The 12,776-nt window shown below is 39.8% G+C and carries 13 protein-coding genes and 1 pseudogene; 7 read left to right on the forward strand and 7 right to left on the reverse strand.

Annotated elements, in window-relative coordinates; all coding sequences use genetic code 11:
- Positions 1-73: 73 nt before the first annotated feature.
- The 4 genes and pseudogenes from DD649_RS02695 to pth all read right to left on the reverse strand — a co-directional run bounded on the left by DD649_RS02695 (position 74) and on the right by pth (position 2,470).
- Positions 74-292: a hypothetical protein gene (locus tag DD649_RS02695; protein ID WP_294103348.1), complete on the reverse strand. Its 219-nt coding sequence runs from the start codon at positions 290-292 to the stop codon at positions 74-76.
- A gap of 21 nt (positions 293-313) precedes the next feature.
- Positions 314-436, reverse strand: a pseudogene (locus DD649_RS02700) (Arm DNA-binding domain-containing protein); the annotation flags it as partial.
- Between the two features lie 166 nt (positions 437-602).
- Positions 603-1,694 carry a redox-regulated ATPase YchF gene (ychF, locus tag DD649_RS02705; protein WP_294103350.1) on the reverse strand — a complete coding sequence of 364 codons (1,092 nt, stop codon included), beginning with the start codon at positions 1,692-1,694 and terminating at the stop codon, positions 603-605.
- A 185-nt stretch (positions 1,695-1,879) separates the two neighbouring features.
- The gene (gene pth, locus DD649_RS02710; protein WP_294103351.1) at positions 1,880-2,470 is read right to left on the reverse strand and encodes an aminoacyl-tRNA hydrolase; all 591 of its coding nucleotides are present in this window, start codon (positions 2,468-2,470) and stop codon (positions 1,880-1,882) included.
- A gap of 297 nt (positions 2,471-2,767) precedes the next feature.
- Here pth and ychH point away from each other — a divergent pair, with 297 nt between their 5' ends.
- On the forward strand, positions 2,768-3,034 hold the full coding sequence (gene ychH / locus DD649_RS02715) for a stress-induced protein YchH (RefSeq protein WP_294103353.1): 267 nt from the start codon (positions 2,768-2,770) through the stop codon (positions 3,032-3,034).
- 498 nt (positions 3,035-3,532) lie between these two features.
- Here the strand turns inward: ychH and prs are convergent, their stop codons facing one another.
- The 3 genes from prs to lolB all read right to left on the reverse strand — a co-directional run bounded on the left by prs (position 3,533) and on the right by lolB (position 6,078).
- Positions 3,533-4,480, reverse strand: coding sequence for a ribose-phosphate diphosphokinase (gene prs, locus DD649_RS02720; RefSeq protein WP_294103355.1), 948 nt, complete (start codon positions 4,478-4,480; stop codon positions 3,533-3,535).
- 69 nt (positions 4,481-4,549) lie between these two features.
- Positions 4,550-5,425: a 4-(cytidine 5'-diphospho)-2-C-methyl-D-erythritol kinase gene (ispE, locus tag DD649_RS02725; protein ID WP_294103357.1), complete on the reverse strand. Its 876-nt coding sequence runs from the start codon at positions 5,423-5,425 to the stop codon at positions 4,550-4,552.
- Positions 5,422-6,078 carry a lipoprotein insertase outer membrane protein LolB gene (gene lolB / locus DD649_RS02730; RefSeq protein ID WP_336429183.1) on the reverse strand — a complete coding sequence of 219 codons (657 nt, stop codon included), beginning with the start codon at positions 6,076-6,078 and terminating at the stop codon, positions 5,422-5,424. The genes ispE and lolB overlap by 4 nt, the downstream gene beginning before the upstream one ends.
- A gap of 693 nt (positions 6,079-6,771) precedes the next feature.
- Between lolB and hemA the strand changes: the two genes are divergently transcribed.
- Genes hemA through DD649_RS02760 form a run of 6 tightly spaced genes read left to right on the forward strand, consistent with a single transcriptional unit; the run spans position 6,772 to position 12,632 of the window.
- Positions 6,772-8,034, forward strand: a complete 1,263-nt coding sequence (gene hemA / locus DD649_RS02735; RefSeq protein ID WP_294103359.1) for a glutamyl-tRNA reductase — start codon at positions 6,772-6,774, stop codon at positions 8,032-8,034.
- Between the two features lie 31 nt (positions 8,035-8,065).
- Complete coding sequence (gene prfA / locus DD649_RS02740) at positions 8,066-9,148, forward strand: peptide chain release factor 1 (protein WP_294103361.1); 1,083 nt, start codon at positions 8,066-8,068, stop codon at positions 9,146-9,148.
- The gene (gene prmC, locus DD649_RS02745) at positions 9,148-9,981 is read left to right on the forward strand and encodes a peptide chain release factor N(5)-glutamine methyltransferase (RefSeq protein WP_336428957.1); all 834 of its coding nucleotides are present in this window, start codon (positions 9,148-9,150) and stop codon (positions 9,979-9,981) included. The genes prfA and prmC overlap by 1 nt, the downstream gene beginning before the upstream one ends.
- A gap of 23 nt (positions 9,982-10,004) precedes the next feature.
- Entirely contained in the window at positions 10,005-10,814 is an 810-nt protein-coding gene (sirB1, locus tag DD649_RS02750; RefSeq protein WP_294103365.1) for an invasion regulator SirB1, read from the forward strand.
- Positions 10,815-10,859: 45 nt separating this feature from the next.
- Positions 10,860-11,714, forward strand: coding sequence for a 3-deoxy-8-phosphooctulonate synthase (gene kdsA / locus DD649_RS02755; protein WP_294103367.1), 855 nt, complete (start codon positions 10,860-10,862; stop codon positions 11,712-11,714).
- Between the two features lie 12 nt (positions 11,715-11,726).
- On the forward strand, positions 11,727-12,632 hold the full coding sequence (locus DD649_RS02760) for a TIGR01212 family radical SAM protein (RefSeq protein ID WP_294103369.1): 906 nt from the start codon (positions 11,727-11,729) through the stop codon (positions 12,630-12,632).
- Positions 12,633-12,776: the final 144 nt, after the last annotated feature.

The raw sequence follows: 12,776 nt of genomic DNA on the forward strand, positions 1-12,776 counted from the left end.
AAATATAAAAAGTGGGGGATTTATTCAGATCAATCACTTTATACAAGGTGGTGAATGATTGCTGTCTACGACATTATGTGGGTAATGGATGTTCAAATTGGCTTTTCCAATAAATCAAATACCGCAAATAATTCCCACCATCCTCTTGCAGCCCATGCACCAACGGTTTCATGCTTTTATGGGGTAAATCAGGCCACTCACCAATTCCTCTCGGTTGATGAATATTTTCCTCACTCAAGCTTTCCCATCCAACTTCATTCGGCACTAATGGGTAGTTGCCCAATGCAAGCATGCTTGATTTTCCATTTATTTAAAAACGAAATCGCCATGCTTTTTTACCATTAGGTTTTACTTCAAGATATAAACCGTTGAAGTCATTGATACGATAAAGTTTTTCTTTAGGTTTTGCAGTTCTGCATTTTGTATCAGTAAGTATAATAAGTTCAACTAGTTACATAAATTAACTTTATTGACTACTCTTTTAGTGGTGGGGGTTTTCAGTGAGAAAATAAACAGCATAAAACTAAGTTAATATCATGAATTTCATGCTGTTTTATTATGATTTGATACTTTGTGGGGCAGTGTGAGACTAAAGTGTAAGCTTACACGTTAAACAAGAAGTTCAATACATCGCCATCTTGAACGATATATTCTTTACCTTCGGCACGCATTTTGCCTGCTTCTTTAGCGCCTTGTTCACCACGATATTTAATAAAATCATCAAATGCGATGGTCTGTGCGCGGATAAAACCTTTTTCAAAATCGGTATGAATTTTACCTGCTGCTTGTGGTGCAGTAGCACCGACAGGGATAGTCCAAGCTCGAACTTCTTTTACACCCGCTGTAAAGTAAGTTTGTAGTTCCAGTAGCTCATACCCAGCACGAATTACACGGTTAAGACCAGGTTCTTCAATACCTAAGTCAGCCATAAATTCTTCACGATCTGCATCTTCAAGTTCTGCAATATCAGATTCGATTGCTGCACAGACAGGAACAACTACAGAACCTTCTGATTCAGCAATTTTATAAACCACATCTAAATATGGATTGTTTTCAAAACCATCTTCATTGACGTTGGCAATGTACATTGTCGGTTTTAAGGTTAAGAAGCTTAAGTAACGGATAGCGGCTTTGTCTTCCGCAGATAAATTTAAGCTGCGTAACATGCCTGCTTGTTCAAGGTGAGGCAGACATTTTTCTAATGCTTCTAATTCTGCTTTAGCGTCTTTATCGCCACCTTTTGCACGTTTCTGTACGCGGTGAATTGCTCGCTCACAAGCATCTAGGTCAGATAATGCAAGTTCTGTATTGATGATTTCAATATCAGATGCAGGGTCGACTTTACCTGAAACGTGAATGATATTGTCATTTTCAAAGCAGCGAACTACGTGGCCAATAGCTTCGGTTTCACGGATATTCGTTAAAAACTGATTTCCAAGGCCTTCACCTTTGGATGCACCCTTAACCAAACCTGCGATATCAACAAACTCCATCGTGGTTGGCAAAATACGTTGTGGTTTTACGATTTCGGCTAATTGATCAAGACGTGCGTCTGGCATTGGCACAACACCCGTATTGGGTTCAATCGTACAAAAAGGAAAGTTGGCCGCTTCGATACCGGCTTTGGTCAATGCATTAAAAAGTGTGGATTTACCCACGTTAGGCAGACCAACGATACCGCATTTAAAACCCATATGTCTCGATCCTTAATAGCAAGGGGCAGACTTGTGCTGCACCTGATGTTAGAAAATTGCCGCTGATTATACACAAAAAGTAGACTTTGATGAAATGAAGTCTTAGAGGTGGTTGACCTTATAAACTTATTTTTATTGTAACAATAATCAAAGTAGCAATTAATTTTGTATGATTAGTTTTATTCTTATGATGTTGCTTTAAAACTATGTAGTCGGTTAATTGCTTTATTCATACCTTCAGTTAAAAGGATTTCAGTGCAGCTTAATGCTTCATCAATAGCTTCATCAATCAGTTTTTGCTCGGACATGGGCGGTTTTCCTAAAACAAAGCCGACAACTTTACTTTTATCGCCAGGATGACCAATGCCAATACGTAACCGATAAAAATTAGGATTATTAGCAAATTTGCTTTGAATATCTTTTAAACCGTTATGTCCACCATTACTGCCACCAAGCTTCATTTTTGCCACGCCGGGAGGAAAGTCGAGTTCGTCATGAGCGACTAAAATTTCATCAAGTTCGATACGATAAAAATTTGCAATTGCAGCAACGGCTTTACCACTTAAATTCATAAATGTTGTTGGCACTAAAAGGCGAACATCATTGCCACCAATATTAATACGTGCAGTATAACCAAAAAATTTTGGCTCTTCCTTTAACGGTTGATTATGACGATCGGCTAGTAAATCAACATACCATGCTCCTGCGTTATGTCGAGTTTGCGCATATTCAGCGCCTGGATTAGCAAGACCAACAATTAATTTTATTTTGCTCACGGATTCGATTTCACAGTCAGTTTATAGAAATAATGCCCTAGTTTACCCTGTGAGAGAAAGGATGTAAAAAATGCTACTCATAAAGTAACCATGATTATTATCATCATCTGAATTATTCGCTATTAGTATTGCTTTGAGAAAGGCACATTATGTGCAGATTTATCGGTAAAATTCTGTGCATGTGATGTCTATCGCAAATAATTTTACTTAGCGCACTATAATACTTACATAAATATAAAGTTTTACCGAATTTTTTTACACTTGCTGACTTATCAGGTTACTGATAGTGGAGGTAGTATGAAACGTAAATTTGCTCATGTGGTTGGTAATGTTTTAATGGGAATAGGGTTAATCATGATGATTGGTAGCATCGGAATTAATTTATTCTCTCACGTTGTCAATTTCGGATTGTCAGAATTAGTTACTAACGGCTCACTCTTCGGCATATTTATTGGGGCATTAGTTTGGTTAGTAGGCGCAAGAGTTGGCGGTAGAGAAAAAGTTGCAGATCGTTACTGGCTGCTAAAACATCACTATCGTAATGACAATCATCGTTATCCATAATATTAACGGCATAGCAATAATTATAGAGTATTAATTGCATAATTTTGACAATTATCGGGCAGTTAATACATTGCAGTTATTAATAATATGAATAATAAGAGTGATGTTCTTTATATGGGGAACTCGCTCTTATGTCTTTTATCATGCCTATTAGTATTAAATTATTATCAAAGTCTAGCGTCCATTCAAATCAGTTACTCATTCGTTACCCAAATCAATTATTCAAATTAACCACAGATAATATATATCTATTTGTTTATCATGATATTTTATTGTCATGATGCCATTGATAAGTTTGAATATTAAGAAATCCTGAAGAACTCTTATGAGGAGTGTATTTATGAATGAGGTAATCGAATTATGGTTTAAGTGAGATAAATAAAAAAATAAAGCCCCTACAGTTGGATGTCAACTGTAGGGGCGCTACTTCTTTCGTGACCTATCGCTTTGTTTAGCTTAAATAAAAAAACGGGATATTAATACCCCCGTTTTCAGGTATTAGTGCTCGAACATTGCTGATATAGACTCTTCATTACTGATACGACGGATTGCTTCAGCTAACATACCTGACAGGGTCAAGGTGCGAACATTAGGCAATGCTTTGATTTCAGGAGAAAGAGGTATGGTGTCACAAACAATAACTTCATCAATAACTGAATTTTTGATGTTGTGTACAGCATTACCTGAAAAAATTGGGTGAGTTGCATAGGCAAATACGCGTTTAGCACCACGTTCTTTCAGCGCTTCAGCAGCTTTACATAGCGTGCCACCTGTATCTATCATATCGTCAACTAGAATACAGTCGCGACCTGAAACGTCACCAATAATATGCATTACTTGAGAAACGTTTGCGCGTGGGCGGCGTTTATCAATGATAGCCATATCAGTGTCATTTAGCAGTTTAGCAATTGCTCTAGCACGAACGACGCCGCCGATGTCTGGAGATACAACAATTGGGTTTTCCAAGTTCTTCTGTAACATATCTTCAAGAAGAATAGGGCTACCAAATACGTTATCAACAGGAACATCAAAGAAGCCCTGGATCTGTTCTGCATGTAAGTCAACGGTAAGAACACGGTCAACCCCAACACTGGACAGAAAATCTGCAACAACTTTAGCGGTGATTGGTACACGGGCAGAACGTACGCGACGATCCTGTCTTGCATAACCGAAGTAAGGAATAACAGCGGTAATACGACCAGCAGATGCACGGCGCAGGGCATCGACCATAACAACCAGTTCCATCAGGTTATCATTGGTTGGTGCACAGGTTGACTGGATGATAAAAATATCACCACCGCGAACATTTTCATTAATTTGAACACTGACTTCGCCGTCGCTAAAACGACCAACAGCCGCGTCTCCAAGATTAGTGTAAAGGCGGTTAGCAACACGTTGTGCTAGTTCCGGTATAGCGTTACCAGCAAAAAGCTTCATATCGGGCACGAGAAAAACCTCAGGCTTGCGTCCAGAGAGATATTGTTGACCAATAACATTGATTGATGATATCAGTGATTATTGGTGCAATACACGGGTTATCCCAGCGCGGAATCTGTGCAGTGGTGATTCATTTGCCCCTTGGGCTATAAATCCCTGCACCCACGATGGGGCTTTATTTAACACCTTAAGGGCATCAGCTTGTGTTTTAAATTCAGAAAAAACACAAGCGCCTGTTCCTGTTAGGCGAGACGGAGCGTATTGTAACAGCCAAGAAACTAGCTGTTCAACCTCACGAAAACGTTTTCTTGCAATTGGTTCGCAGTCATTAGCGTACGGAGCCAGTAATAATGCGGCTAGAGAGCGTTTTGGAGAATTTCGATTTAATTGCGGATCTGTGAAGATTGTCGGGGTTGAAATTTCAATTCCGGGGTGCGCGACCAAATACCAATTCTCTTTTGGGGACGCAGGGGTTAAAATTTCACCAATTCCTTCGGCAAATGCAGCATGCCCTTTAACAAAAACGGGCACATCAGCGCCAAGCGTTTTACCCAACTCCGCGAGTACCTCATCAGAAACTTGTGTTCCCCAATGTTCATTTAATGCAATTAATGTTGTTGCAGCATTGGAAGAGCCGCCGCCAATCCCTCCACCCATTGGTAAAACCTTATGGATACTGATATCAGCACCAAGAGCTCCCTGATGTTGTAGGGTATTTTTGCAATAAGATTGTAAAAGCTTAGCTGCTTTGACAATTAAATTATTTTCAGGCTCAACGCTTAACATTTCTGTGGTTAGATTTAATTGGTTGTCGGCGCGCGTCGTGACAGTAATTTCATCACCATAATCTAAAAACTGAAATAAGGTTTGTAACTCATGATAACCGTCAGGTCGCTGTCCTGTAATATACAAAAAGAGATTTAATTTTGCGGGTGAGGGCCAAGTTAAGGTCATTTTTTCAGTGTCCAGCTATCCATTTTTAATTTGATTATTCTATTACCTTGGCGTAGTTCAAGGTGATTAGGGAGCATTGGCACCGTTTTGTTGTCATAGGAAATATAATCGAGTTGCCATTTTTCACCATTTTGTTCAAACATAACTGTTTTTAATAAATGATTTTCATCTAAAGTAAATTCAGTCGCTCGTCCCGGAGAGCCGGTCAGCCAGGCAGTTAAGTCATCTAATGGAATTTCCATACCTGTTAATTGATAAATGAGCTCGCTCGGGACATCACTCATATGTGTTTTACCATCTTTGGTGGTCAAACGTGCCAAATCTGGTTCAACAGTCAGTTCAAGCTCACGGCTGCCAAGTGGATTAGTCAGTAGCAAACGATACTTTTCAGGCGTGTATTGTTGCCAGAAAAATTTTGCATAGGTTTTTGTTTCGCCACCATTGTAAACAAAAGAACCCCGAGTTTGGTAATCACGTAATTGAGCCAGTTCTTGTTGATGGGTTTTCCATTGTGCATCCGAGGCTGAGCCAGTCCCTTTAGTGGTGTTTTGTGACGTTGTCACACATGCGGTTAGCATTAAACACGAAAGCGGTAATAGACGTAAAAAGCCTTTAGCAGGGTGGCGAAATGACAAATTTGGGGAAAAGTACATATTATCGAGTCTCAACATAGTATTCCGTGACAACATAATTTTAGGTAACAACTTATTTTTACTGGCGACGGGATGATTTTATCATTTTTCCATTAGCTGGGCGAGGTCGGCAGTGATTACACTATGAGCAAGTACTATGAGCAAGCACTATGAGTATTAGTTTAGCAGTTTAATGGGACGTTAATCTTGAGTAATTTTTACTATGAATACTCGATATTCTTTACTCAATGATATTAATGCCATATTTAATGATTCAACATAAAGAAAAAATGCGCCAATATTGCTAATTTATCAATCAGATTGGGTTTATTCGTTCACTTTTATCGTGAAAGCCCATTTGCTTTGTGTGCGAAATAATTGCATTCTATATGCATGTTATTGTTATTGATAATTTTATAAGTTATAAAATATTAACAGAAGAATAGAAAAGAATTGTGCAGAATAGTAAAATTAAATAAAGCTTTAAAATTTATTTAATCAATATTTAATCACCGAGTTTACTTGATATTTTTGCTTCAATTGTAGGTTAATTTTTTGGTGTCGATCATCTTTCTGATGATAGCTAATCTCTACCCGTAGATCGATGTGCGCTAATCATCTACAATACACCAATATAAACAACAGTCGTGCCGTTATTATTTGGCATTACTTATAATGATAAATAATTAGCAATGTGAGCCTGTCGTAAGCACAATGACCTTATTAGCATTAGGCATTAACCACAAAACAGCACCAGTAGCCCTGCGTGAGCGGGTGACTTTCGGTCCTGATAAAATTGACCATGCACTTGGGGAGCTACTTAAGCAGCCTCATGTAAGCGGGGGCGTTGTGTTGTCTACTTGTAATAGAACTGAACTGTATCTAAGTTTAGGAACACAAGAGAAAGCACAAGAGCAATTAATTAATTGGTTGTGTGATTTTCATGATATAACCCCTAAAGATTTGAAACCGAGTCTTTACTGGCATCAAGATGACCAAGCTGTGAGCCACTTAATGCGAGTAGCAAGTGGGCTTGACTCATTAGTGCTCGGTGAGCCTCAGATTTTGGGGCAAGTGAAAAAAGCATTTGCACTTTCACAAGGTAATCATTCATTATCCAGTGAATTAGAGCGTCTTTTTCAAAAGTCATTTTCCGTGGCTAAACGGGTACGTACCGAAACAGATATTGGCGCAAATGCAGTATCAGTTGCGTTTGCAGCTTGTACTCTCGCAAGGCAGATTTTTGAATCATTGAAAAATTTAACTATTTTGCTTGTGGGTGCTGGTGAAACGATTGAATTAGTTGCACGCCATTTGCGAGAGCATGGGGTTCAATGCATGATGATAGCTAATCGAACCCGTGAGCGTGCCGAGTTACTTGCAAATGAAGTGAATGCGCAGGTCATTACGTTATCAGATATTGATAACCGCCTAGCGGAAGCGGATATTGTCATTAGTTCTACTGCGAGTCCATTACCTATGATTGGTAAAGGAATGGTCGAGCGTGCAATGAAAGCGCGTCGTAGTAAGCCTATGTTATTGATTGATATTGCGGTGCCTCGTGATATTGAACAAGATGTTAATAAATTAAGAGATGTTTATCTCTATACTGTTGATGACCTAGAGTCTATTATTCAGCAGAACCTTGCTCAGCGCAAAGCCGCAGCTGTTGAAGCTGAATTTATTGTTGAGCAAGAAAGTAGCCATTTTATGGATTGGTTGCGTTCACAATCGGCGGTATCTACAATTCGCGATTATAGAGAGCAGGCTGAGGCAATTCGGGCTAATATGACCGAAAAAGCGTTGTTGGCAATAAGTCAAGGCGCTAATCCTGAGCAAGTGATTATGCAGTTATCGCAGCAATTAACCAACCGACTTATCCACGCTCCAACCAAATCTTTGCAGCAAGCTGCTGGGAATGGTGATATTGAGCGTTTGAATCTTCTTAGGGACAGCTTAGGGCTGGACCATCAATAACCACTTTTTAATCATAGGTTTGATATAACGAATGAAGCCTTCTATTGTCGCAAAATTAGAAGCATTACAAGAACGCTACGAAGAAATTGAAGCGCACCTTGCAGATGCAGGTGTAATTGCCGATCAAGACCGTTTTCGTGCTTTATCAAAAGAATATTCACAGTTATCTGATGTTGCTAAATGCTTCACATCATGGCGCGCTGTGCAGGATGATATTGAAACCGCTGAAATGCTGTTAGATGATCCTGAAATGAAAGAAATGGCTCAAGAAGAGCTAAAAGATGCCAAAGCGCGTAATGAAGAGTTAGAACAGGAATTACAATTACTGTTACTACCGAAAGATCCCGATGATGAATATAACTGCTTCCTGGAGATCCGCGCAGGTGCAGGCGGTGATGAAGCTGCAATATTTGCGGGCGATTTATTCCGTATGTACAGCCGTTTTGCTGAAAATAATCGCTGGAAGGTTGAATTGATGAGCGCCAGTGATGGTGAACATGGCGGTTATAAAGAGGTTATTGCAAAAATTTCAGGTGATAACGTATATGGTCGTTTGAAATTTGAATCAGGCGGGCATCGTGTTCAACGTGTTCCTGAAACTGAGTCACAAGGTCGTATTCATACTTCTGCTTGTACTATCGCCATTTTACCTGAATTACCAGAAGCCGAATTACCTGAGATCAGTCCGACTGATATCCGTATTGATACTTTCCGTTCATCAGGAGCGGGTGGACAGCACGTAAATACCACCGATTCTGCTATTCGTATTACGCATATTCCAACGGGTATCGTGGTCGAGTGTCAAGATGAACGTTCTCAGCATAAAAACAAAGCGAAAGCGATGTCAGTGTTAGGTTCGCGTATTCGTCAAGCAGAAATGGCTAAGCGTCAAGCTGCTGAAGCTTCGGAGCGTCGTAATTTGTTAGGAACAGGCGATCGTTCAGACCGTATCCGTACTTATAATTTTCCACAAGGGCGTGTGACTGACCATCGAATTAATATCACGTTATATCGTTTGGATGAAGTGATGGAAGGTAAATTAGATTCATTGATACAACCTATTATCAACGAATATCAAGCTGACCAACTTTCTGCTTTGTCTGAGCAGGATTAATGCAATTTAGTGAATGGTTAAAGCAGGCAGGCAGTCGGCTGTCTGCTAGCGACAGTGCAAAACGGGATGCTGAAATCCTATTAGAACATTGCACTGGGCGTAGCCGTACCTATATTATTGCCTTTAGTGAGACTGAGCTTAGTGCTGATGAGCAAGCTCAACTTGAGCCACTTTTGCAGCGGCGTGAGCAGGGCGAGCCTATTGCTTACATTATTGGCGAGCGCGAATTTTGGTCTTTGCCTCTGTATGTTTCCCCCGCAACATTAATTCCACGACCTGATACAGAATGTCTTGTAGAACAAGCGTTAGCGCACCTCAATCAAAGCCATTGTCATTTGCTTGATCTTGGGACAGGTACAGGTGCAGTTGCACTTGCTCTAGCGTCAGAACTACCTGATAGCACCGTGATTGGCGTGGATTTTAGTTTGGAAGCGGTCGCTTTAGCGCAAAAAAATCAACAACGTTTGAATATTTCGAATGTTCAATTTATACAAAGTGATTGGTTTACTTCACTATCGATTCAACAATTTGATATGATTGTTAGTAATCCTCCTTATATTGATGAACGTGATAATCACCTCAATGAAGGTGATGTGCGATTTGAACCAACAACTGCGTTGGTAGCAAAAGATAATGGTTTGTTTGATTTAGCACATATTATTGCTAAATCGAAGTATTATCTGAAAAATCAAGGGTGGTTGCTTCTTGAACATGGTTGGCAGCAAGGATTAGCTGTGCGAGAGTTATTTAAACAACATGGGTACACCAATATTGAAACCTGCCTCGATTATGGTGGACGAGATAGAGTTTCACTTGGCCAGTGGCAGCGCTGAGTGAGCGAATGCAGTGGGAAAGAATGAAAACCATAGCAAATATTGAATTTAATAAGTTACCTTTAAGTGAAGGCATCATGATGGTTTCTCAAAACATCTGCCTCGATTTTCCATTTATAAAGGTTCAACATCAACTCGATAGCCTAGTTTCAGCAGCGAAAGTTGCAATAGACTTGCAAGCCGATAATAATTCAAAAATTGAACAACTTATTGCCTTATTTTATGGTGAGTGGTCATTTGGCCCAGCTGAAGGTGTCTATTCATTATCTGACATGTTATGGCTAGATAAAGTCTTGTCCTCGAAACAAGGGACGCCAGTGACGCTTGGTTCAATTTTTCTGTATATTTCTGAGCAATTAGGCATTGATATCGCCCCCGCTATTTTTCCAACGCAATTGCTTTTTGTTGCAGAAAAAAATGATGGTTCTCAGTGGTTTATTAATCCTGTGAATGGTGAAACATTATCATTGCATACACTGAGTATGTGGCTAAAAGGGACCGTTGATCCTTATTCAGAACTCTTCTACGATAAACTTGAAGAAGCTGAAAATAGTGTGATCATTCGAAAAATCTTCGACACGTTAAAAGCGGCTTTAATGGAAGAGAAAAAAATGGAATTAGCGTTAAAAGTGTGTGAAACACTATTAACGCTTGATCCTGAAGATCCTTATGAAATCCGTGATCGTGGACTTATATTGGCACATTTAGATTGTAATCATGTCGCCTTGAGCGACCTGAATTATTTTATTGAACAATGCCCTGAAGATCCGGTATCAGAAATGATTAAGATTCAAATCTATTCATTGGATAACCATCCGGTAGTATTACATTAATTAACGTAGAGGCAGCTAATCTGTCTCGATATGAAAGGTAAGAGTATGCAACAGAAAGTCGTCAGTATCGGTGATATCAATGTCGCGAATAACCTACCATTTGTTCTATTTGGTGGAATGAATGTGCTGGAATCGCGTGATATGGCAATGAAAGTGTGTGAGCACTATGTCACTGTGACACAAAAATTAGGCATCCCTTATGTTTTTAAAGCCTCTTTTGATAAGGCTAATCGTTCATCTATTAATTCTTACCGTGGTCCTGGTCTTGAAGAAGGTTTGAAAATTTTTCAAGAACTGAAAGATACATTTGGTGTGAAGATCATCACGGATGTACATGAAGCGGCTCAAGCACAACCAGTTTCTGAAGTTGTTGATGTCATTCAATTACCTGCATTTTTAGCTCGCCAAACAGATTTAGTTGCTGCCATGGCAAAAACGGATGCTGTGATTAATATTAAAAAACCACAATTTATTAGCCCAGGCCAAATAGGCAATATCGTTGAAAAATTCATCGAAGGTGGTAATGATAAAATCATCCTTTGTGATCGTGGCGCAAACTTTGGTTATGATAACTTAGTTGTAGATATGCTTGGTTTTAATGTCATGATGCATGCATCTAAAGGTTGTCCTGTTATATTCGATGTGACCCATTCTTTACAATGTCGTGACCCATTTGGTGCCGCATCTGGTGGTCGTCGCGGCCAAGTGGCTGAGCTCGCAAGAGCAGGTATGGCTGTCGGCTTGGCAGGCTTATTCCTTGAAGCGCATCCAGATCCAGAAAATGCGAGATGTGATGGTCCTTCGGCATTACCTCTTGATAAACTCGAACCTTTCCTTGCGCAAATTCAAGCAATTGATACCTTGGTGAAAAGTTTTCCAGAGTTAGATACTAGCCGTTAATTCAGGTTTATCATGCAACTCACACAAGTAGTTTCCATGTTCGGTGCTGATCTTCAGCGCCGATATGGTGAAAAAATTTATAAAATCACGCTGCACGGTGGTTTTAGTTGTCCTAACCGCGATGGTACGCTTGGCCGCGGTGGCTGTACCTTCTGTAATGTCGCTTCTTTTACTGACGAAAGTCAGTCATCTCAGACGATTACTGAGCAAATTAATAGCCAAATTAATCGTATTTCTCGAGCAAAGCGTTACCTGGCTTATTTCCAAGCCTATACCAGCACCTATGCAGAAGTTCACCTTCTAAAACAACTATATGAAGAAGCTCTAAGGCAAGCTGATATTGTTGGTTTATGTGTTGGAACCCGCCCTGATTGTGTCCCCGATTCGGTTTTATCACTATTAAGCCATTATCGCGAATTGGGTTATGAAATCTGGCTAGAACTTGGTTTACAAAGTGCTCATGATAAAACACTACATCGTATAAACAGAGGCCATGATTTCGAGGCCTATCAAGCAACAACACAAAAAGCGCGTCGTTTAGGTCTTAAGGTTTGTACCCACTTAATTTGCGGCTTGCCGGGAGAGGATGCTCAAATAAATATGCAAACCTTAGACAAGGTGCTCGAGTGTGGAACTGATGGTATTAAGCTGCATCCATTGCATATTGTGGAGGGCAGTGTAATGGCAAAAAGTTGGCGAGCTGGGCGATTAGAAACGCTTTCATTAGAGGAATATACCGAGATTGCAGGGGAAATGATCCGCCATACACCTTCCGAAATTGTTTATCATCGGATCAGTGCCAGTGCTCGAAAGCCAACGTTATTAGCACCACAATGGTGTGAAAATCATTGGGTAGGAATGAATAATTTATATCAATACTTTTTGCAACATGGTGGCCAGGGTTCTGCACTGCTTTAACATTTACTGGCTTAATACGCATTGCCAAAGGTTTATATGAACATCATTGAAAATGTATTTAGTAAAATTGTTCTTGTAACTATGAGTTTATTCATTTCAATCGGTTGCACAGTATGAAATTGCAAAAATGTATTTTTCGGGGCG

This window comes from Providencia sp., from assembly GCF_003533305.1.
Taxonomy (GTDB): Bacteria; Pseudomonadota; Gammaproteobacteria; order Enterobacterales; family Enterobacteriaceae; genus Providencia.